Source organism: Azoarcus sp. TTM-91, from assembly GCF_012911025.1.
GTDB lineage: Bacteria > Pseudomonadota > Gammaproteobacteria > Burkholderiales > Rhodocyclaceae > Azoarcus.
This window is the reverse complement of record NZ_WUEI01000006.1, coordinates 38,923-58,975: the sequence shown is the minus strand read 5'-3', so window position 1 is coordinate 58,975 and position 20,053 is coordinate 38,923. Positions and strand designations below refer to the sequence as shown.

General features: G+C 67.9%; 19 protein-coding genes and 1 riboswitch. Of the genes, 8 read left to right on the top strand and 11 right to left on the bottom strand.

What is annotated here, in order from left to right; all coding sequences use genetic code 11:
• Positions 1-13 precede the first annotated feature (13 nt).
• From GRF61_RS03395 to GRF61_RS03375, 5 genes are all read right to left on the bottom strand, one after another.
• Positions 14-1,195 (bottom strand): ABC transporter substrate-binding protein, encoded by a 1,182-nt coding sequence (locus GRF61_RS03395; RefSeq protein WP_169149312.1) that lies wholly within the window; start codon positions 1,193-1,195, stop codon positions 14-16.
• A gap of 106 nt (positions 1,196-1,301) precedes the next feature.
• Positions 1,302-2,018: an ABC transporter ATP-binding protein gene (locus tag GRF61_RS03390; protein ID WP_169149311.1), complete on the bottom strand. Its 717-nt coding sequence runs from the start codon at positions 2,016-2,018 to the stop codon at positions 1,302-1,304.
• Entirely contained in the window at positions 2,015-2,764 is a 750-nt protein-coding gene (locus tag GRF61_RS03385) for an ABC transporter ATP-binding protein (protein ID WP_169149310.1), read from the bottom strand. The genes GRF61_RS03390 and GRF61_RS03385 overlap by 4 nt, the downstream gene beginning before the upstream one ends.
• Complete coding sequence (locus GRF61_RS03380; RefSeq protein WP_282447112.1) at positions 2,761-3,762, bottom strand: branched-chain amino acid ABC transporter permease; 1,002 nt, start codon at positions 3,760-3,762, stop codon at positions 2,761-2,763. The genes GRF61_RS03385 and GRF61_RS03380 overlap by 4 nt, the downstream gene beginning before the upstream one ends.
• A 2-nt stretch (positions 3,763-3,764) precedes the next feature.
• A complete protein-coding gene (locus GRF61_RS03375) occupies positions 3,765-4,685 on the bottom strand; it encodes a branched-chain amino acid ABC transporter permease (protein WP_169149308.1) in 921 nt (306 codons plus the stop codon).
• A gap of 575 nt (positions 4,686-5,260) precedes the next feature.
• Between GRF61_RS03375 and GRF61_RS03370 the strand changes: the two genes are divergently transcribed.
• From GRF61_RS03370 to GRF61_RS03350, 5 genes are read left to right on the top strand one after another with little or no spacing between them, the layout of a single operon-like run.
• Positions 5,261-6,208 (top strand): PDR/VanB family oxidoreductase, encoded by a 948-nt coding sequence (locus GRF61_RS03370; protein ID WP_169149307.1) that lies wholly within the window; start codon positions 5,261-5,263, stop codon positions 6,206-6,208.
• 29 nt (positions 6,209-6,237) lie between these two features.
• The gene (locus GRF61_RS03365; RefSeq protein WP_169149306.1) at positions 6,238-7,590 is read left to right on the top strand and encodes an aromatic ring-hydroxylating dioxygenase subunit alpha; all 1,353 of its coding nucleotides are present in this window, start codon (positions 6,238-6,240) and stop codon (positions 7,588-7,590) included.
• On the top strand, positions 7,577-8,113 hold the full coding sequence (locus GRF61_RS03360; protein ID WP_169149305.1) for an aromatic-ring-hydroxylating dioxygenase subunit beta: 537 nt from the start codon (positions 7,577-7,579) through the stop codon (positions 8,111-8,113). Before GRF61_RS03365 ends, GRF61_RS03360 begins: the two co-directional genes overlap by 14 nt.
• Positions 8,114-8,728: a cysteine hydrolase gene (locus tag GRF61_RS03355; RefSeq protein ID WP_169149304.1), complete on the top strand. Its 615-nt coding sequence runs from the start codon at positions 8,114-8,116 to the stop codon at positions 8,726-8,728.
• Positions 8,725-9,558, top strand: a complete 834-nt coding sequence (locus GRF61_RS03350; RefSeq protein WP_169149303.1) for an SDR family oxidoreductase — start codon at positions 8,725-8,727, stop codon at positions 9,556-9,558. The genes GRF61_RS03355 and GRF61_RS03350 overlap by 4 nt, the downstream gene beginning before the upstream one ends.
• A gap of 79 nt (positions 9,559-9,637) precedes the next feature.
• On the opposite strand, the gene GRF61_RS03345 is transcribed toward GRF61_RS03350, so the two are convergent.
• The 5 genes from GRF61_RS03345 to GRF61_RS03325 form a co-directional block, all read right to left on the bottom strand.
• Complete coding sequence (locus GRF61_RS03345; RefSeq protein WP_169149302.1) at positions 9,638-10,018, bottom strand: type II toxin-antitoxin system RelE/ParE family toxin; 381 nt, start codon at positions 10,016-10,018, stop codon at positions 9,638-9,640.
• On the bottom strand, positions 10,015-10,305 hold the full coding sequence (locus GRF61_RS03340) for a type II toxin-antitoxin system Phd/YefM family antitoxin (RefSeq protein WP_169149301.1): 291 nt from the start codon (positions 10,303-10,305) through the stop codon (positions 10,015-10,017). The genes GRF61_RS03345 and GRF61_RS03340 overlap by 4 nt, the downstream gene beginning before the upstream one ends.
• Before the next feature lie 113 nt (positions 10,306-10,418).
• The gene (locus GRF61_RS03335) at positions 10,419-11,993 is read right to left on the bottom strand and encodes an NAD(P)/FAD-dependent oxidoreductase (RefSeq protein ID WP_169149300.1); all 1,575 of its coding nucleotides are present in this window, start codon (positions 11,991-11,993) and stop codon (positions 10,419-10,421) included.
• A gap of 237 nt (positions 11,994-12,230) precedes the next feature.
• Positions 12,231-12,602 carry a hypothetical protein gene (locus GRF61_RS03330; RefSeq protein ID WP_211165714.1) on the bottom strand — a complete coding sequence of 124 codons (372 nt, stop codon included), beginning with the start codon at positions 12,600-12,602 and terminating at the stop codon, positions 12,231-12,233.
• 50 nt (positions 12,603-12,652) lie between these two features.
• Positions 12,653-13,684 (bottom strand): AraC family transcriptional regulator, encoded by a 1,032-nt coding sequence (locus GRF61_RS03325; RefSeq protein ID WP_169149298.1) that lies wholly within the window; start codon positions 13,682-13,684, stop codon positions 12,653-12,655.
• A 581-nt stretch (positions 13,685-14,265) separates the two neighbouring features.
• On the opposite strand from GRF61_RS03325, the gene aceA reads away from it, so the two are divergent.
• Both aceA and GRF61_RS03315 read left to right on the top strand, forming a co-directional pair.
• The gene (gene aceA, locus GRF61_RS03320; RefSeq protein ID WP_169149297.1) at positions 14,266-15,567 is read left to right on the top strand and encodes an isocitrate lyase; all 1,302 of its coding nucleotides are present in this window, start codon (positions 14,266-14,268) and stop codon (positions 15,565-15,567) included.
• A gap of 164 nt (positions 15,568-15,731) precedes the next feature.
• Positions 15,732-15,827: riboswitch (glycine riboswitch) on the top strand.
• 228 nt (positions 15,828-16,055) lie between these two features.
• The gene (locus GRF61_RS03315) at positions 16,056-16,670 is read left to right on the top strand and encodes a trimeric intracellular cation channel family protein (RefSeq protein WP_169149296.1); all 615 of its coding nucleotides are present in this window, start codon (positions 16,056-16,058) and stop codon (positions 16,668-16,670) included.
• Between the two features lie 42 nt (positions 16,671-16,712).
• On the opposite strand, the gene GRF61_RS03310 is transcribed toward GRF61_RS03315, so the two are convergent.
• Complete coding sequence (locus tag GRF61_RS03310; RefSeq protein WP_211165713.1) at positions 16,713-17,108, bottom strand: hypothetical protein; 396 nt, start codon at positions 17,106-17,108, stop codon at positions 16,713-16,715.
• A gap of 277 nt (positions 17,109-17,385) precedes the next feature.
• On the opposite strand from GRF61_RS03310, the gene GRF61_RS03305 reads away from it, so the two are divergent.
• Entirely contained in the window at positions 17,386-19,929 is a 2,544-nt protein-coding gene (locus tag GRF61_RS03305; RefSeq protein ID WP_169149295.1) for an EAL domain-containing protein, read from the top strand.
• The last annotated feature ends 124 nt before the right edge of the window (positions 19,930-20,053 follow it).

Here is a 20,053-nt window from a genome sequence, read left to right as displayed (position 1 = left end):
CTCCCTGCAGGGATCAGCCGCCCATCTTGCACTCGCCGGCGAAGGGGTCCTTGTAGCCCTGCACCACAGTGCCCACCGTCTTGTTGGTGATCTTGCCGTCCGCGGTCTTGTAGACCTCACGCATGTACAGATCGTGGATGGGGTACTGGTTGTTGTTGAAGCTGAACTTGCCGCGTACCGACTGGAAGTCCGCCGCCTTCAGCGCCTTCTGGAAGGCCGCATGGTCTTCGATCTTGCCGCCGACCTTCTTCACCGCGCTGTCGATCAGCAGGGCGGTGTCATAGGCCTGGGCGGCATACATGGTCGGCGTGCGGCCGTAGGTCTTCACGAAGTCGGCGACGAAGCGCTTGTTCGCCGGGTTGTCCAGGTCGGCCGCCCACTGGGAGGAGTTGTACAGGCCGACGATGGACTCACCCACCGCCTTGATGGTGTCTTCGTCTGCCGAGAAGCCGGGGGCGAGCAGCGCCATCTGCTTGTTGAGGCCGGCGCCGTCGAACTGCTTGATGAAGTTCACGCCCATGCCGCCCGGCAGGAAGAAAAACACCGCATCCGGCTTGGCGACGCGGATGGTCGCCAGCTCGGCGGCATAGTCCAGCTGGCCGAGCTTGGTGTAGATCTCTTCGACGATCTCGCCCTTGTAGAGGCGCTTGAAGCCATCCAGGGACTCGCGGCCGCCGGGGTAGTTGGGTGCGATCATGGCGACGCGCTTGTAACCCTTGTCGGTGGCGAACTTGCCCATGGCCGCCGGAATGTCTTCGTTCTGCCAGGCCACGGCGAAGAAGTTGGGGTCACACTTTTCCCCGGCGTAATCGCGCGGACCAGTGTTCACCGACAGGTAGGGCACATTGGCCTGCAGGATGCCCGGCAGCACCGGCAGCAGCACGTTGGAGAAGACCACGCCGGTCACCAGGTCCACCTTGTCGCGCTTGAGGAAGCGCTCCACCGTCTGGCGGCCGGTCTGCGGGTTCTGCTGGTCATCGACCACGTCCAGCTTCACCGGCAGGCCACCCAGCTTGTCGCCGGAATGGGTCAACGCCAGCTTGAAGCCGTCGCGCACGTCGGAGCCAAGGGAGGCCCCGGGGCCGGACAGGGTGGTGAGGAAGCCGATCTTGATCTCGTCGGCCGCCAGCGCCGGGGCGCAGGTCAGGCCAAGCGCCAGCAAGGCGGCGGCGGTACGGGTAAGCGTGCCTTTCATCGTGAATCTCCGTGGGGGGTTTGGGATGCGGAACGGCGGATGAAGAACGGCATGGCAGCGCGTCTCGTGGATCGCGCCGTCCCTGCCACCAAAGCCGGGCGCGTGTTCATACGCCCATGTAGCGGTGCCACAGGCTGCGGTCCGCAGCCAGTTCTGCAGACGAACCCGACCACACGATGCGGCCGCGCTCGACGATGAGGTGGCGGTCGGCCAGCTGCACCAGCCGATCCACATACTTGTCCACCACCAGCGTGGTTTGCCCCTGCTCCTTGAGCAGCGCCAGGCAGCGCCAGATCTCGTCGCGGATCACCGGCGCCAGGCCTTCGGTGGCCTCGTCCAGGATCAGCAGCCGGGGGTTGGTCGACAGCGCCCGGCCTATGGCCAGCATCTGCTGCTCGCCGCCGGAGAGCTGGTTGCCGAGGTTCTCTGCGCGCTCCTTCAGGCGCGGAAAGAGGGCGTAGATGCGCTCCAGCGTCCAGCCGTCGCGCAGGTCGTTGCGGTTGTCGGCGAAGGCCACCAGGTGTTCCCGCACCGTGAGGTTGGGGAAGCAGTGGCGGCCTTCCGGCACGATGGCCACGCCCATGCGGGCGATGGCATCCGGCCGCTGGCCGCCGATGGGCTTGCCGAGGAAGCGGATGTCGCCACGGCTGGGCGCGAGCAGGCCGACGATGCTCTTGATCGTGGTGCTCTTGCCCATGCCGTTGCGGCCCAGCAGGCCGACGACCTCGCCCGGCTGGATCTCGAAATCCAGCCCGAACAGCACCTGGCTGCCACCGTAGCCGGCCTGCAGGCCGGAACAGGAAAGAAGGGCTTCGTGCTTCATGCCTCCACCTCCGAACCGAGATACACCGCCTGCACTTCCGGATGAGACTTGATCTGCTCGGCATTGCCGCTGGCCAGCACCTTGCCGTACACCAGCACCGAGATGCGGTCGGCCAGCTTGAACACCGCGTCCATGTCGTGCTCGATCAGCAGGATGGCCATGTCGCGGCGCAGGAGCTGGATCAGCTCCACCATGCGCGCGGATTCATCCGGCCCCATGCCGGCCATCGGCTCGTCCAGCAGCAGCAGCTTGGGATCGGCCGCCAGCGCCAGCGCCACGTCCAGCTGGCGCTGCGCGCCGTGCGGCAGGCTGCCGGCGATGCGGTCCAGCTCGCCGCCCAGGCCGACACGGCCGGCCAGTTCCACCGCGCGCTCGGCCAGCGCCGTCTCGCCATCCCGCCGCCCCAGCGGCAGGAAGCTGCTGCCGCGATGCGACTGCACCGCCAGCATCAGGTTGCTGAGCACGGTGGCCTTCTTGAACAGATTGGTGACCTGGAAGCAGCGCGACAGCCCCGCCCGCACCCGCTTGTGCGGCGGCATGCCGGTGAGATCGACGCCATCCAGCACGATGCTGCCGCCATCGGCCGGCAGCATGCCGGAGATGAGGTTCACCAGCGTGCTCTTGCCGGCGCCGTTGGGGCCGATCAGCGCGTGCACCTCATTGGGCGCGACGTCGATGGACACATTGTCGGTAGCGCGCAGGCTGCCGAACTGCTTGACCAGGCCACGAGTGGAAAACAGCGTCATGCCGACCTCCGCAGCAGGTAGAAGATGCCGCCGCGGCCTTCGCCCTTGCCCGCCGGCGAACGGTGGAACAAGGTGCCCAGCCCTTCCGGCGCGAACAGGATGATGGCGATCAGCAGCGCGCCCAGCGGCCAGTGCCAGTACTCGGTGCTCATGCGCAGGGTCTCTTCCAGCGACACCCACACCGCGGCGCCGATGACGCCGCCCCAGCGATGCCCCAGCCCGCCGAGCACGACGATGACGATGAGCACCGCCGACTGCGACCAGTGCATGCTGCTCGGGCTGATGAAGCTGTTCTGCGTCACCATCAGCGCGCCGCCCAGCCCGGCCACCGCCGCGGCGATGACGAAGGCCTGGAGCTTGAGCAGGAATACCGGATAGCCCAGCGCCATCATGCGCGACTCGTTGTCGCGGATGCCGACCAGCGCCTGGCCGAAGCGCGAACCCACGCTGCGGTGGAAGAACAGGAAGCAGGCCGCGCACACCGCCAGCACCACCCAGTACAGCGTGGCATCGTCCGCCGCATCCAGTCCGAAGCCCAGCACCGGCCGGGAGTACAGGTTGTAGCCGTCGTCGCCGCCATACACCCGCAGCGACACCGCCAGGTAATAGAGCATCTGGGCGAAAGCCAGGGTGATCATGATGAAATACACCCCCTTGGTGCGCAGCGACACCGCGCCGATCAGCAGCGCAGCCACCGCCGCCGCCAGCATCGCCCCGCCCCACAGCGCCCAGGCGTTGGTGATGCCGGCCTCGGTCATTGCCACCAGCGCATAGGCGCCGACGCCGACGAAGCCGGCATGGCCCAGCGCCACCATGCCGCCGTAGCCCATCAGGTAGTTCAGGCTGGTCGCGATCAGCATCACGATCAGCATGCGCATCACGAAGCCGGTGTAGTAGTCCAGGCCGAAGTGCGGCGCCACCGCCGGGAACACCGCCAGGCCCAGCAGCACCAGCGCCGGTCCGGCGACGGCCATGGGATTCTTCTCTGTCGTCGTCATGCTCATCCCCTGGCCGGGAACAGGCCGCCCGGCTTGAAGCAAAGAACCACTGCCATCAACACATACATGGCGATGCCGGCCAGCGCGGGGCCGACGTCGGCGGCCAGCGCCGGCGCCATCACCTCGCGCAGCAGCGGCGGCACGAAGGCGCGGCCGGCGGTATCCACCACGCCAACCAGCATGGCGGCGACGAAGGAGCCGCGCACCGAGCCGATGCCGCCGATCACGATCACCACCAGCGCCGGAATCAGAATGCCCTCGCCCATGCCGATCTGCACCGAAGTCAGCGGCCCCATCAAAGCTCCGGCCACGCCGGCCAGCGCGGCGCCGATCACGAACACCAGGGTGAATACCGACTGCACCCGCACGCCCATCAGCTCGGCCATCGGCCGGTCCGAAGCGCCGGCGCGCACCAGCATGCCCAGCCGGGTGTGGTTCACCACGAAGTACAGCGCCAGCGCCGCCACCACGCCCGCCACCAGGATCAGCAGGCGGTAGGAGGGATAGGGCAGATCCGGCAGCAGCTGCACCGGGCCAGCCAGCGCGGCCGGGGTGGAGGCCATGATGGGCGAGGCGCCCCACATCCACTTGACGAAGTCATCGGCGAGCAGGATCACGCCGAAGGTGGCCACCACCTGGTTGAGGTGGTTGCGCTTGTAGAGGCGGCGCATCAGCGTCACCTCCAGCAGCGCGCCGATCAGCATGGTGACCACCACGCCGCACAGCACCGCCGCCACGAAGGAGTGGCTGGCCTCATGCACGGTGGCGGCAATGTAGGCACCGAACATGAAGAGGGTGCCGTGCGCCAGGTTCATCGTATCCATGACCCCGAACACCAGGGTCAGGCCCGCCGCGAGCAGGAACAGCATCAGGCCGTAGCCGATGCCGTTGATCAACTGCTCGATAATGAAAATGCTGTCCATACCGTTCTCCGCCGCGCCCGCCGTCAGGCTGTCCGCATGCGGAAACAGCGGCTACAGGAAGAGGCCGGCGCAAGGCTGCCGCGGCGGTTCTCCGCAATCGATGCTTCTGCTTTCAAGTTGATCTCTCCGTTGGGAGCGGCCCGCTGCGCGGCCTCTTTGCCGGGCGAGCCCGGCGTCGGGGGGATTGCTATCCCGCCAGCCTGAAAACGATTCTTGGGGAATTTCCCGGCAGGGACTATCCGGAATAGGCAAGCCGCAAAAATGGCTTTGTCCGAATCAGGCAAGCACCAAATCAGCGCTGCAGCGCACACCAGCCGCATCCGGTCACTGACGCCACCCTCGCCCGCAAGCGGCAAATCCATGCGCCGTCTGGCGCCACGCCGCGCGGGCGCCCCTCGTTCACCACGCCGCCAGTAGCCGATTTCGGCCGCTGCACAAGCCAGCCGCCCGGCGGCCCGCACCGCCGCGGTGCAATAAGCGGACAAGTGCTGCCAATCGCGGCTATTCCCCTACCGCCGGGACGAATAAATTTTTCCTCGCTGGCACAGCCGGCGGCATTTCACGGAGCTTTGTTCATGACCCCGCTTTCCCTGCGCGTCGATCAGATCGACACGCTCACCCCGCTGATCCGCAGGCTCATCCTGCGCACCACCGACGGCACGCCGGCGCCGGACTACACCGCTGGCGCCCATATCGAACTGCATGTGCCGGGCGAGCGCCCGCTGCGCCGCGCCTACTCGCTGGTCACCCCGGCGAGCGGCAGCGATGCGCTGGAAATCGCGGTGCAGCTGGAAGCCGAAGGCACGGGCGGCTCACGCTGGGTACACAGCCTGAACGTGGGCGCAGTGGTGGAAGTGTCGCCACCGAAGAACCTCTTCCCGCTGGAAGAGGCCGCCGAGGAACACCTGCTGTTCGCCGGCGGCATCGGCATCACCCCCATTCTCTGTATGGCGCGGGCGCTGTCCGCCGCCGGCAAGCGCTACGCCATGCACTACGCCGCCCGCGACCGCGACCGCGCCGCCTACTGCGCCGAGGTCGAGGCGCTGGAGCACGCGCGCTGCTGGTTCGACGGTGGCGATCCCGCCAAGGGCATGCCGCTGGCCGAAGTCATCGGCGCCCCCGCCGCCGGCCGCCACCTTTACGTCTGCGGCCCCAAGGGCTTCATCGCCGCGGTGCTGGACACCGGCCGCCAGCTCGGCTGGGCGGAAGCCAACCTGCACTGCGAACTCTTCACCGGCGCGCTGGATGAAGCCGGCGACCGCCCCTTCACCGTGGAACTCAGCACCAGCGGCGTCACCCTGGAAGTGCCGGTGGGCAAGACGGTGATGGACGTGATGGAGGAAGCCGGACTCGACCCGATGTTCGACTGCCGCCGCGGCGAATGCGGCATCTGCGTCGCCAAGGTGCTGGACGGCGAGGCTGACCACCGCGACATCTGCCTGTCCGAGCGCGAGCGCAAGGAAGGCGGCTTTTGTACCTGTGTTTCCCGTGCCCGGTCCGAGCGGCTGGTGCTCGAGCTTTAACCAACAACCTTGTCATCAGGAGAGCAGCCATGAGTCTGACCACCGAAGCGCTCGCCGCCATGGTGCGCGAAGACAGCGTGCATAAGCACGTGTACACCGACCCCGAGATCTTTGCCCTGGAGATGGAACGCATCTACGGTCAGGCCTGGATCTACGTCGGCCACGAAAGCCAGGTCAAGAAGACCGGCGACTACCACACCACCCGCATCGGCGATCAGGACGTCATCATGGTCCGCGCCGCCGACGGCAAGGTGCACGTGGTGTACAACCGCTGCCCGCACAAGGGCGCCAAGGTCGTGCCCGATGGCGACGGCTGTACCGGCAAGTTCTTCCGCTGCCCCTACCACGCCTGGACCTTCAAGCTGGACGGCTCCCACCTCTCGCTGCCGCTGAAGAACGGCCTGGAAGGCACCTGCTACGACCCCGCCAACCCCGACTTCTCGATGAAGGCGGTGGCCCGCGTCGACAGCTACCGCGGCTTCGTCTTCGCCAGCCAATCGGCCGAAGGCCCGGACCTGCTCACCTTCCTCGGCGGCGTCGCCTCCTCCATCGACAACCTGTGCGAGCGCTCGCCGGTGGGCGAGGTGGAAGTGGCCGGCGGCACCTTCCGCGTCATGCAGAAATCGAACTGGAAGGTGTTCTACGAGAACCTGCACGACACCATGCACGCCCGCGTCACCCATGAGTCCTCCTTCGTCGCCGCGCGCGAGGAAGCCAAGGAAATCGGCGAGATGCCCTTCGAGCTGCTGATCATGGACGGCAACGGCGAGCCCTACGAGTTCTGGGAGAAGCTGGAGCTGCGCGCCTACCACAACGGCCACGGCTACATGGAAGCCATCTTCGACCCGGCCGCCGCCACCCGCGATCCGGTCTCGCGCGAGCACTTCGCCGTGCTCACCGAAGCCTACGGCGAAGAGAAGGCGCGCCAGATCCTGGGCATGAACCGCCACAACACCATCATCTACGGCAGCGGCTCGCCGCACACGGTGTTCCAGCAGTTCCGCGTGATCCGCCCGGTGAGCGTGGACCGCACCATGATCGAGATCCAGACCTTCCGCCTGAAGGGCGCGCCGGACGCGGTGTTCGACCGCGCACTGACCTACGCCAACCTGATCAACTCGCCCTCCTCCAACGTCATGCCGGACGACGTCGAGGTCTACAAGCGCTGCCAGGAAGGCAACCAGACCCGCGGCGGCGACTGGGTCAGCCTGCACCGCTACCTCGGCACCGACAAGGAAACGCCGGACGGCATGGTGTCCACCAACGGCACCAGCGAACTGCCGATGCGCAACCAGTTCGCCGCCTGGAAGCAGTACATGCTGAACCCCGCCAAGACCCCCACCCAGGCTGACAAGAAGGAGGCCGACCGTGCAGCTGCTTGATCGTAGTTTCGACGTCTCCACCACGCCGGTTGCCGGCGCCACCCTGTCGCTGGAAGCCATCCGCGGCGTCGAGCAGTTCCTGTTCCGCGAAGCCCGCCTGCTGGACGAACGCAAGTTCGCAGAATGGCTGGCGCTGTGGACCGAAGACGGCCGCTACTGGGTGCCCCGCTTCCACGACCAAGCCAACCCCTTCGAGCAGATCTCGCTGTTCTGGGAAGACAAGATGCTGCGCGAAGTGCGCGTGCGCCGCGTCGAGAACGCCCGCAACTGGTCGCAGCAGCCGCTCACCCGCAGCGCCCACCTCGTCGGCAACATCACCATCGAGGGCCTGGACGCCGCAGGTCACCTCATTGTGCGCTCCACGCTGCAGCTCACCGAATGGCGCATCGACCAGCGCCAACTCGCCGGCGCGGTGTTCCACAAGCTGGCGGCCACCGAGGACGGCGGCTGGAAGATCGTGCTCAAGCGGGTGAACCTGGTGAACTGCGACGACGTGTTCGCCAACCTCGAGGTGTTCATCTAAATGAGCCCAGCGCCGGTTGTCCTCGCCCTGCACTACCAGAACGACCAGCTGCACCCCGAGGGCCGCATCCGTGTGGGCCTCTCCGAGGACGACCCGGCGCGCGCCCGCCTCATCGCCGCCGCCGGGCGGCTGCTGGCGGGCGCCCGCGAACGCGGGTGGCCCGTCATCCATGTGCGCATGGCATTTCGCCCGGACTATGCGGACCTCGCCCGCAACACCCCCATCTTCCGCAAGACGGCGGAGATCGGCGCCGTGCGCGACGGCCACTGGGGTTCCGAATTCTTCGCCGAGCTCGCGCCGCTGCAAGACAGCCCACGCGAGTTCGCCTTCAAGCACAACCGCATCAGCGCCTTCTACGGCACCGAGCTGGAATCGCTGCTGCGCCTGCTCGGCGCCACCCAGTTGGTGATAGGCGGCATCGCCACCCACTCGGTGGTGGAAAGCACGGTGCGCGACGCCGCCGACCGCGGCTTCGAAGTCACCGTGGCCGCCGATGCCTGCGCCGCCGCCGGCGCCGCCCATGACAACGCGCTCGCCAGCATGAAGCTGATCGCCGAGGTCGGCGATGTGGATGGCATCCTCGCCGCGCTGAGCCCGCAAGGAAAATCCGCATGAGCACCGAAACCACGAGACTGGCCGGCAAGGTCGCCATCGTCACCGGCGCCACCCAGGGCCTGGGCGCCGACATCGCCCGCGTGCTGGCCAGCGCGGGCGCCACCGTGTACCTCGTTGGCCGCGGCCGCGAAGCCGGCGAGGCGGTCGCCGCCAGCATCGTCGAGAGTGGAGTCGCAGCCGTCGGCGGCAGCGCCCGCTACCTGGAAGCCGACATCACCGACGATGCCGCCATCGAACGCTGCATCCGCACGGTGATGGACGACTGCGGCCGGCTGGACCTGCTGGTGAACAACGCCTGCAGCTACAACGACCGCGGCCTGGCCTCCTCCCGCGCCGAATGGCTGGCGACGCTGAACGTGAACCTGGTGTCCGGCGCCATCTTCACCCAGCAGGCCGCGGCGGTGATGCGGCCCGGCAGCGTGGTCATCAACCTCGGCAGTACCGGCGGCAAGTTCGGCGCGGATGGCCGCGCCGTATATCCCGCCTCCAAGGCCGCCATCATCCAGATCACCAAGAACTTCGCCGTCAGCCTTGCGCCGCTGGGCATCCGGGTGGTGTCGGTATCGCCAGCCTGGACCTGGTCGCCCTCGGTGGAAAGCATGAGCGGCGGCGACATCGCCAAGGCCGACGCCGTCGGCGCCCACTTCCACCCGCTGGGCCGCGTCGGCCGCGGCGAGGAAATCGGCCGCGCCATCGCCTTCGCCGCGAGTTCGGATGCGTCGTGGATCACCGGCATCGACATCCCGGTGGACGGCGGCTTCTCCATCCTCGGCCCGGACCAGGGGCGGTCGCCGCGGGAGTGGTTCGGCAAGCTGTTGCCGGAAAGCTGAAGCAAAGCTGCAGGCCGTAATCGAAAAGAAACGGGCGCCACATCGGCGCCCGTTTTCCATCCACCGGCCAAGCTGCACCTCACGGCAGCAGATAATTCAGCTGCCGCTGATGTTTGATCGCCAGTAGCACCACCTCATCCGCCGAGTGTGCGTACAGCACCACATGGCGCCCGAACACATATTCACGCAGCCCCGGCAAACCCAGCTCAGCCGCCATGGCCTGCACCCGCTCGCTGCGCAATCGGGCCTGAACCGAACGCCCGGCGAGGAAACGCGCCGGCCGCCCGCCAGCCGGTGCCCAGGCGAGCACCGCCAGCATTTCCCGCAACTGCGCACGCATCGCAGCGAACTGCGTTGCCGCCGTCGCCGCATCCTGCACCAACAGTAACTGACGAACCGCCTCCAGGTTGGTGAGGAAGTTCGGCGCGGCCTCTACCCGTGCCCGCCGCGGCAGGCTCACGCTTCGTCCGGCCCCAGCGCCCGCAGCAGCGCATCCGCGGAAACCCGCTCGCCAGCGAGCAACTGCCGCAAGCCGGCCTCGGCTTCGTCCAGCAGCACCAGCCCGGCATGCTCCGCCTCCAGCGCGTGGTAGTAATCCAGCTTACGTGCGTCGACCAGGGCAACGAAGCTCGCCCCGTTCTTGGTCAGCACCTTTTCCGCACCCCCTCCTACCACTTCCTCCGCCAGCTCGGTCAGGCGGGCGCGGGCCTCGCTGATCGGCACGACATCATGGCTGCGCAGGCTCATTACCGTATCCGTTAACGAATATGTGAATACCGATTGTAGCCTGCGCCTGCCCAGAGTCCATTCCGCTGATCCAGACCCGCCCCAGCCGTGCAGCCGGCTGGAGCTTCAGCGCCTTACGCCAGCGCGTTGGCCACATGGAAGCCCGACACCCCGCCCAGCCCCGGCCCCGGATGGGTGGAGGCGCCGATGTGGTACAGGCCCTTCACCGGCGTGGCGTGGTTCTTCGCCCCGGCGAGCGGGCGCCAGAACAGGTACTGGCTCAGCGAGCATTCGCCGGAGTAGGGGTCGCCGCCGACCAGGTTGATGTTCATGCTCGCCAGGTCGCCCGGCGAGATCACCTTGCGGCCGACGATGCTGCTCATGAGGTTGGGCACGTGCCTGGCGATGCGGGCGAGGATGCGGTCGGCGTAGCGCTCGCGCACTTCCTCCGTCCAGCGGCCGTCGGCCGGCGCGGCGATTTCGCCGGCGGCGTCGCCGCGGATTTCGCGCGGGCATTCGGGCAGCTGTATCCACATCACCCAGCCGCCGGCGGGCGCCCGCGAGGGGTCCAGCGCGGTGGGCTGGGAGACGCAGATGGTGCCTTCGGCCGGCAGCAGGCCGCGTTCGGCTTCGTTCACCGCGCGCGACACGCCGTCCAGGCCGGCGGTGAGGTGCAGGTAGATGATCTCGCGCAGCGCCGGGTCGGCCCACTGCGGCGGCTCGGACAGGGCGAGGTGGATCTGCATGTTGCCTTTGCCGTAGCGGTATTCCGCCGCCTGCCGGCGCAGCGGCTCCGGGGCGTGCGCCGGCGCCAGCAGGCGGCCGTAGAGCTGGGTGGGGGTGACGTTGCACACCACCTGCGCGGCCTCGAAGATGCGGCCGTCGCTGGTGCGCACGCCGCGGGCGCGGCCGTTCTGCACCAGCACTTCGGCGACGTCGGCACCGGTTTCGAGACGGCCGCCGCCAGCCTCGATGATGGCGCGAAAGGCGTCCACCGTGCGCGCGTTGCCGCCCTTCACCAGCGGCACGCCCACCGCCTCGATGGAGAAGGCGATGACCTGCGCCATCAGCGCCGACATGGCGCTCTCCGGCCCCAGCCCGGTGTGCAGGATCCACGGCGCCAGCAGCGCATGCACCAGCTCCGATTTGAAGCGCGCTTCCAGCCAGGCACGGCCGCTCTGCATCGCCGGGCCGAAGAAGGCCAGGGTTTCGTGCGCGCCCTGCTTCCACACCCGCCCCGCCACCGTCTTGGCGATGTCCTTGCTCCACAGCTCACTGCCCAGCATGGCGAAGATGAAGGGCGCGTTCTGCTCGATGAAGGCCATCGCCTCGGCGTAGCTGTCGCCGTCGCCGCTGGCCAGCGCGTTCATCGCCGCGATGTTGGCGGCGCGGTCGCGGCGCAGGATCAGCGAGCGGCCGTCCGGCAGCAGTACGCCGGTGGGCGTGTCGTTGTTGCAGTAGTCCAGGCCGTTGGCGTGCAGCCCGTCCTTCAGCTCGGCATAGCCGGGCGAGGTCACGAACAGCGGATGCGCGGCGGACAGGGTGTCGTGCAGATAGCCGGGGGCGGTCAGCGCTTCGCTGCGGATGCAGCCGCCCAGCACGGCCTCCCGCTCCAGCACCAGCACCTTCTTGCCGCGCTTGGCCAGCACGCCGGCGCACACCAGCGAGTTGATGCCGCTGCCGACGACGATGACGTCATGGGCGCTCATGCGCGCACCTCCGCCATCTCGGCTTCAGCCGGCGTTGCGAACGGCATGCGGGGGAAGAGCGTGTTCATGTTTTCTGGCTCCAGGCAGTTGGGGGGAATTTGCCCCCTCAGGGTGCCTGTCGCCGAAAGGATGCGACTAGCCGATTCGCGCACACCGGCTATCCGCTTTGAGCAGGGCTTCGCGGGCTGACGGGGGAGCGCTCAACGCAGCGGGAAAACGCGCAGCGCGGGAGTCCGCTCAGCCCTCGTCCCACTGGGCCAGGTGCAGCAGCACGCCCGCCGGATCCCATACATAAGTGACCAGCGCGCCGTACGGCTCACGCTTCGGCGCCGTCACCCGCACAGTGGGAAAGCGGCCAGACTCCACCAGTGCGGAAATGTCGGCGCAGCAGCCCGCCGCATCCTGCACCGAGATGTGCAGCGCGCAGTTCTCCGCCCATTCCTTCAGGTAGTAGCGCTGCAGGTAGAAGCGCGACGCCCCCACCCTGAACAGCGCCAGGCTGTCGTCCGACCATTCCAGCTCGCAGCCCAGCGCCGAATAGAAAGCCTGGGACAGCGCGAAGTCCTGCGCCGGCACGAAGGTACGCAGCTCACCGGCGCCGAGATCCATCAACGCCCTTCCTCATACATATAGATATAGGCAAGGCTCACCCGCACACCTCAATGGCGCAGGAAACAGGTTTCCCGCGGCAGCTCGCCGAAACGCTCGCGGTAATAGGCGGAGAAGCGCCCCAGGTGGCCGAAGCCGTATTCCAGCGCCACCTCGGTCACGCTCACTGCCGGGTTGGTGAGCAGCTTGGCCCGCGCCGCCTCCAGCCGCATGTTGCGCAGCAGGACCATGGGCGCCACGCCACGATGGCGATGGCACAGGATGTTGAGCGTGCGGGCGCTGACACCGGCGGCCTTGGCCAGGTCGGCGAGGGAGATGGGGGCGAACAGCCGGCCGCGCATGTACTCTTCCACCGCCTCCAGCTTGCGCGCCGCCAGGCGGGCGGACGAGGACATCTCGATGACTTCCTCCTCGCTGCCGCGCAGGTCACGCTCCAGGGCAGCGGGTTGATGGGCGAGCAGGAACATCGCCACGGTCTGTTCGAACTGGTTGAGCCAGCCAGGGTGCAAGGCGACGTCGCCCGGCGCCGGCAGCAGGTTCAGCAACTGCTGCACCAGCGCCTGCCATTGCCCCAACAGGCCGGAATTGAGGATGAAGGCAGACTCCAGCTGCACCCCGCAGTCCGGCACGCCGGGCGGGCAGTGGCTGCGCGGGCAGGTGTAACAGGAGACCTGCTTCAGCAGATCAAAGGGCACTTTCAGGATCAGCTGCTCGCAACCCGGCTGCCACACCAGGCGGATATTCCGTCGCGGCGCCACGATCGCCGTCTCGCCCTGCTGCACCGTGAGGCGCACCCCGTCGCACTCGATCTCGGCCGCACCACGAAGGGGCATCTGCACCAAAGCGAAGTCTTTGAACGGCTCCGGGCGCACCTCCACCTCCGGCCCGTAGCGCAGCACGAAGAAGCTCATGCGGTTGATGGCCGCGCGAAAGAGCGCGGTATCCACGCTGCCACGGCGCCATTCCAGGTCGTGCTCGGAGAACTCATGGCTGAGTTGAGCATGGGAAGTGACCGCCGAACGGGACTGGAAAACGCAGTTCCGATAGACCTTGGTCAGGTCCAGATTGGACGAAAGACTCATGGTGTGTCCGCCTCTCCGTTGGCTTTCCGGCCCGTGCCCCATCTCATGTGAATAAGGGAGGCAGCGTCGGCAAGAAAGTCCTTTTATGTACTTATAAGCTGAATTTACACGCCCTGGGGGTCTCCCGCAAACCTGGCGAGGGGCGGATACCCTCGCCGCGGCTCGCGGCCCGCAGGCGCATTCTCCAGCTTCCTTCAAGCAAGCAGCGGACCAGTTACCTATCACCAAAGGCAGACCCCAGGCCGGCCCACGCCCGCCCGCCTGGCAATCGCCCGGATGTGCGCCGCAACAGCGCCTGGGAGCCCTTTCGTTTCACCACGCTGATTGGCTTTTCATAATGCGGATCTAATTTTTCAAGCATATGATTTTAAATACAAACATTTTTTCTTATATCTTATATAAGACATATTGCTGCTGCGCGGGATGCTCCCTATACTGCCCTTCAACCGACGCGGCTTTTCTCCCTCGGAAACGCGGCGGTAGCGCAGTCGAAACCGGCGGGCCTCACCACCCGCCGGCCTGCCGGACAGCCCCCGGATACACGCCGGACATCAAATCCAACCTTTCGACAAGGAAGCATCATGACCCTGACCCGCGAACAGCAAATTGCCGCCATCGAGAAAGACTGGGCCGAAAACCCGCGCTGGAAAGGCATCAAGCGTGGCTACACCGCTGCCGACGTCGTCCGCCTGCGTGGCTCCTTCCAGGTCGAACACACCCTGGCCCGCCGCGGTGCCGAGAAGCTGTGGAACCTGGTGAACACCGAACCTTATGTGAACTGTCTGGGTGCCCTCACCGGCGGCCAGGCGGTGCAGCAAGCCAAGGCCGGCATCAAGGCCATCTACCTGTCCGGCTGGCAGGTCGCCGCCGACAACAACGAATACGCCGCCATGTACCCGGACCAGTCCCTGTACCCGGTGGACTCCGTGCCGAAGGTGGTGGAGCGCATCAACAACGCCTTCAACCGCGCCGACGAAATCCAGTGGTCCAAGAACATCAACCCGGGTGATGCCGGCCATGTGGAATACCACCTGCCCATCGTTGCCGACGCTGAAGCCGGCTTCGGCGGCGTGCTGAACGCCTACGAGCTGATGAAGGCCATGATTCGCGCCGGTGCCGCTGGCGTGCATTGGGAAGACCAGCTGGCTTCCGTGAAGAAGTGCGGCCACATGGGCGGCAAGGTGCTGGTTCCGACCACCGAAGCGGTGCAGAAGCTGATCGCCGCCCGCATGGCTGCCGACGTCTATGGCGTGCCGACGCTGGTGATCGCCCGTACCGACGCGGAAGCGGCCGACCTGATCACCTCCGACTACGACGAGAACGACAAGCCCTTCCTCACCGGCGAGCGCACCGCCGAAGGCTTCTACAAGACCAAGAAGGGCCTGGAGCAGGCCATCTCCCGCGCCGTCGCCTACGCCGACTACGCCGACCTGGTGTGGTGCGAAACCGGCACGCCGGATCTGGAGTTCGCCCGCAAGTTCGCTGAGGCGGTGCATGCCAAGCACCCGGGCAAGCTGCTGGCCTACAACTGCTCGCCCTCCTTCAACTGGAAGAAGAACCTGGACGATGCCACCATCGCCAAGTTCCAGCGCGAGCTGGGCGCCATGGGCTACAAGTACCAGTTCATCACCCTCGCTGGCATCCACTCCATGTGGTACAACATGTTCGATCTGGCCCAGGACTACGCCAAGCGCGGCATGTCGGCCTACGTCGAGAAGGTGCAGGAGCCGGAATTCGCCGCCCGCGACCGTGGCTACACCTTCGTGTCGCACCAGCAGGAAGTCGGCACCGGCTACTTCGACGACATCACCACCGTGATCCAGGGCGGCAAGTCCAGCGTCACCGCCCTCACCGGTTCCACCGAAGAAGAGCAGTTCCACTGATCGCGGGTCGGGCTGGCAACGCCGCCCTGCCCTTGATGTTCCCTGCGCCCTTGTAATGCGCATTCGCCTCCGCCCCGCAAGGGGCGGGGGCTTTTTTGCGTCCTGGCTCCGCCCCGACTTGGTGCGACAGGGTTTGACCCGGCGGCGGACGGCCGGGATAATCCGCCGCTTCCGTGGGAGAGCGAAGCCGGCACCCGCCCGCTTCCGCCGAAGGCGCAGACTCCCGTAATCGCTCAGGCAGCAAGGACCGCGGAAACATTCGCCGACTGGAGAGCGATCGGCGCAGTCCACTGAGACTGCGCAGCCGATCCGCCGAAGACGCAAGCCCGCAACGGGCGAAACGCTCAGGCACAAAGGACAGGGGGAGCGGCGTTACGCAGCATTGCAGCAGGCGCGAGCAACAGGCTCGGCTTGCCGGTGCCGCGTTTCGTGGAGCTTCCCATGCGCTGCCTCGCCGTCCGGCGCGCCCCCCTGCGCGGGGGCCTGCCATGCTGACCACTATCTATCTCATCGCCATCGTCGCCGAAGCCATGTCCGGCGCGCTGGCTGCCGGCCGCCGCAACATGGACGCCTTCGGCGTGGCGGTGATCGCCTTCGTCACCGCGCTGGGCGGCGGCACCGTGCGCGACCTGGTGCTCGGCCACTTCCCGCTGTCGTGGACGCAGCATCCGGAATACATCTACCTGGTGATAGGCGCCGGCCTGGCGACCATCCTGCTGGCGCGCCACCTGCACCACCTGAAGCGGATCTTCCTGGTGCTGGACGCGCTGGGGCTGGTCGCCTTCTCGGTCATCGGCTGCCAGGTGGCGCTGGCGATGGACTACGCGCTGCCGGTGGTGGTGATGGCCGGCATGATCACCGGCATCTGCGGCGGCGTGCTGCGGGATGTGCTGTGCAACCAGGTGCCGGTGGTGTTCCGCCGCGAGCTGTATGCCAGCGTGTCGCTCGCCGTCTGCGCGCTCTACCTGGGCCTGCAGGCCGTTGGCGTGGGGCAGCAGATCGCACTGCCGGCGGCCTTCGGCCTGGGCCTCAGCCTGCGCATGGCGGCGCTGTGGCGGGGCTGGAAGCTACCGACCTTTTCCTATCGGGAACGCTGGGAATGAAGGAGCGGGCGCCGCTGCTTTAACGCCCGCGGCGGCGGGAAGTCAGTCCTTGCCGCCTTCCGCGCGCCGCAGTGCGCGCACCATCTCCCGCACCACTTCGCGATGCGGCGCCGACAGCGCCGCGATCTCGCGGGCGAGCTGGAAATCGACTTCTGGTTGCGGCTCGTCGCTGGCCGTCACACTCATCGCACCCTCGCCGAAGCGCAGCCACTCGGCACTCACGCCCAGCCAGCGTGCAAGCACCCGCAGCCGCGCCTGCGCCGGTATGGATTCGCCCAGCAACCATTTGCGCGTCGCATGCGGGGTTACCGGCATGCCGGGATAGCGGCGGTTGAACTCCCGCGCCAGGTCGGTCGCGCCGGGCTCCGCCATGCCAGCCCGCTCCAGCGTCTGCCGCAGGCGGGTACTGAAGGCCTCTCGTTCGATGCTCGATTGCATGCGCGGAAACTAACAACCCGGTAACCGCCAATCAGCCGCTCATAGCCAATTGACCAACTGTCGACTTTCGCGCACAATCAATTTGACTAACGGTCGACTTTAAATGAATAACCAGATGACACAAACCGCCAACAGGAAAGGAACTCCGCGCTGCTCCCGGCAGCCCCCACCGTTCCCGCCGGGCTGCATGCGGGTCGCCCCCATGAGCCCCGCCTGCCTGCGGACGCACACCCCTGCGCCCTCAAGCGGGCCGGCATGATAACCGGCGGCCGATCCGGTGCATGCCACCCTGCCCCGCGACAGCTACCCCGCGCCGCCATGCTGCAGGGCCGGCGCTAGCACGCTGATCGCCGCCGAACCGGATCCTGGTGGAGATTCAGCCGCCCACCCGCCTCCGCCGGGCGCGGCGGGCGCCGCCGCCATCCCGGCCGCCAACGCTTACGGCCCCGGCCCGGACACCGCTGCTGCACCGGCTGCCGCAAGCTCCCCGGCCACCGCGCCTTCCGTTCCTCTCGCCACCCTATCTGCGCCGCCGCCCCCGCTGTGGCCGGCCATCCCGGCCGGAAGCGACACCTCCCCTGCGTCCCTGGGCAAGGCGACGCACCCGGGTCGCGCCGCCGACCTCACCGACGCCGCCGCCGCGCAGCTGACCGCCCTCGGGTTGCAGCGGGCCGGCCAGGCCGTCCTCATCCTCGACGCCACGCTGCGCATCGCCCACGCCAGCGCCGGCTTCGAGCAAACCTTCGGTTACCCGCCGGCGGAAAGCCTGGGCCGCTGGCCGACCGAACTGCTCAGCGGCCCGCATTCCGATCCCGCCACGCTCGCCAGCCTGCGCCGGCTTCTCCGCCATCCGCAGCAGTGGCAGGGGGAAGAACTGCTCTACGACCGCAGCGGCCGGCCGCGCTGGGCCAGCATCACGCTCACCCCCCTGCGTGATAGCCCGCACCGCCGCCTGCTCTGCCTGCTGACCGACGTCACCCGGCGCAAGGCGCCCGAAATCCTGCGCCAGCACGCGCTCGACGCCCTTGCCCAGGACCTCCCCCTGCCCGCGCTGCTGGACGTCCTCTGCCGCGAGACGGGGCGCATTGCGCCGGATGCGGCGCTTGCAATCTTCGGCCCGGCCAACCCCGACGTGCAGGGCGAGGCATCCGGCAGAGGCCCGGCTCCGCTCAAGCTACTGGCCGCGCCCGCGCTGTCCACTTCGGCAGCCCTCGCCGCCGCCAGCGCCCCGCCAGCCAGCACCCTGTCCGGGCTGACCGCCCCCTTCACCCGCAGCCGCGAGCTGACAGGCTGGCGCGAATACCACGCCCGCCTCGCCGCCGCCGGTTACTCCGCCAGCTGGGTAGGCCCCCTCAGCGGCAGCGGCGGCGAACCCTTGGGCGCGCTGGTCTTCCACTACGCGGACGCCGATGCCGCGCCGGACGAACTGCAGCACAGCCTCGGCGAGGTCTGCGCCTCGCTCTGCACCCTGGCGCTGGAACGCGAACAGGCGCGCCTGCACATCCACCGCCTCGCCTTCTACAACCCGCTCACCCGCCTGCCCAACCGCAGGCTGCTCGCCGCCCAGGCTGGCCGGTTGATCGCCCAGGCCGTGCGGGCACGCACCCCGCTGGCGGTCCTTTACCTCAACCTGGACCGCTTCAAGCAGGTGAACGACACCCTGGGCCGCGCCGCGGGCGACGCCCTGCTGCGCGAAGCCGCCCGGCGCCTGCGGGAAAGCGCCCGCGGCGGCGATCTGCTGGGCCACCTCGGCGGCGACGAGTTCGCCCTCGTCCTGCCCCAAGCCGATGCGCTGCGCGCCGCCGCCAGCGCCGAGCGGCTGCTCGCCGCCCTGGCCCGCCACTACCCGCTGGATGGCATCACCCTGACGCCGTCGGCCCGCATCGGCATAAGCCTCTTCCCGGAGGACGGCCAGGAACTGGACACCCTGCTGCACCAAGCCGACCTCGCGATGCATCAGGCCAAGGACAGCCAGCGCCCCGCCATCCACGCCGTCCACTTCTTCCGCGCCGAAATGAACCGGCTGGCGCGCGAACGCCTGGCACTGGAGATCGCCTTGCGCGAGGCCCTGGCTCAGCCCGACGGCCTGCAGCTGCATTACCAGCCACAGCTGCGGCTGGCCAGCGGGGTGCTGCGCGGCGTGGAGGCCCTGGCCCGCTGGCGCCACCCGCAATACGGCGACATCGAGCCCGCCCGCTTCATCGCCCTGGCCGAGCAGTGCGGCCTCATCGACCGCCTCGGCCTGCACATGCTGGACGGCGCCTGCCGCCAACTCGCCGACTGGCGCCGGCGCGGCCTGGCGGTGCCGGCGGTGGCGGTCAACCTCTCCGCCCACCACTTCCGCGATCCGGCACTGCCGGCGCAGATCGCCCTCCTGCTGCAACAGCACGGCCTGCAGCCGGCCGACCTCATCATCGAGGCCACCGAGAGCGTGATGATGGACAGCGACGGCGGCACGCTGGACATCCTGCACACCCTGCACCGCGCCGGGCTGCGCATCGCCATGGACGATTTCGGCACCGGCTACTCCAGCCTGGGCGACCTCTGCCGCCTGCCGATCAGCGAGCTGAAGCTGGACCGCCGCTTTGTCGCCGACCTGGCGGGCGACGACCGCGCCCTTGCGCTCACCGACACGGTGATCCGCATGGGCGAGAGCCTGGGCCTCTCGGTGCTGGCCGAAGGCGTGGAAACCGACGCCCAGCGGCGCCGGCTGCAGGCTCTGGGCTGCCAACTGGCGCAGGGCTTCCTGTTCGCCCGACCGATGGCCGCCGCCGAGTTCGAGCACTGGCTGGGCCAGCAGGCGGAAAAACGCCCGCGCTGAGCCATTGCCGCCGGGCTAAGCCAAAGGCGGTATCGAACTTGCTTGAATGAAAAAGCCGTTGCGGCCGCACTCCGAGCCGGGCGCGCAGCCGCCGCTGCGCACCCGGAAATACAACGACTTGCCT

Coding starts and splice junctions, on each gene's coding strand:
- GRF61_RS03395 (WP_169149312.1), bottom strand. CDS start 1,195: ATGAAAGGCACGCTTACCCGTACCGCCGCCGCCTTGCTGGCGCTTGGC.
- GRF61_RS03390 (WP_169149311.1), bottom strand. CDS start 2,018: ATGAAGCACGAAGCCCTTCTTTCCTGTTCCGGCCTGCAGGCCGGCTAC.
- GRF61_RS03385 (WP_169149310.1), bottom strand. CDS start 2,764: ATGACGCTGTTTTCCACTCGTGGCCTGGTCAAGCAGTTCGGCAGCCTG.
- GRF61_RS03380 (WP_282447112.1), bottom strand. CDS start 3,762: ATGACGACGACAGAGAAGAATCCCATGGCCGTCGCCGGACCGGCGCTG.
- GRF61_RS03375 (WP_169149308.1), bottom strand. CDS start 4,685: ATGGACAGCATTTTCATTATCGAGCAGTTGATCAACGGCATCGGCTAC.
- GRF61_RS03370 (WP_169149307.1), top strand. CDS start 5,261: ATGACCCCGCTTTCCCTGCGCGTCGATCAGATCGACACGCTCACCCCG.
- GRF61_RS03365 (WP_169149306.1), top strand. CDS start 6,238: ATGAGTCTGACCACCGAAGCGCTCGCCGCCATGGTGCGCGAAGACAGC.
- GRF61_RS03355 (WP_169149304.1), top strand. CDS start 8,114: ATGAGCCCAGCGCCGGTTGTCCTCGCCCTGCACTACCAGAACGACCAG.
- GRF61_RS03350 (WP_169149303.1), top strand. CDS start 8,725: ATGAGCACCGAAACCACGAGACTGGCCGGCAAGGTCGCCATCGTCACC.
- GRF61_RS03340 (WP_169149301.1), bottom strand. CDS start 10,305: ATGAGCCTGCGCAGCCATGATGTCGTGCCGATCAGCGAGGCCCGCGCC.
- GRF61_RS03335 (WP_169149300.1), bottom strand. CDS start 11,993: ATGAGCGCCCATGACGTCATCGTCGTCGGCAGCGGCATCAACTCGCTG.
- GRF61_RS03330 (WP_211165714.1), bottom strand. CDS start 12,602: ATGGATCTCGGCGCCGGTGAGCTGCGTACCTTCGTGCCGGCGCAGGAC.
- GRF61_RS03325 (WP_169149298.1), bottom strand. CDS start 13,684: ATGAGTCTTTCGTCCAATCTGGACCTGACCAAGGTCTATCGGAACTGC.
- aceA (WP_169149297.1), top strand. CDS start 14,266: ATGACCCTGACCCGCGAACAGCAAATTGCCGCCATCGAGAAAGACTGG.
- GRF61_RS03315 (WP_169149296.1), top strand. CDS start 16,056: ATGCTGACCACTATCTATCTCATCGCCATCGTCGCCGAAGCCATGTCC.
- GRF61_RS03310 (WP_211165713.1), bottom strand. CDS start 17,108: ATGCAATCGAGCATCGAACGAGAGGCCTTCAGTACCCGCCTGCGGCAG.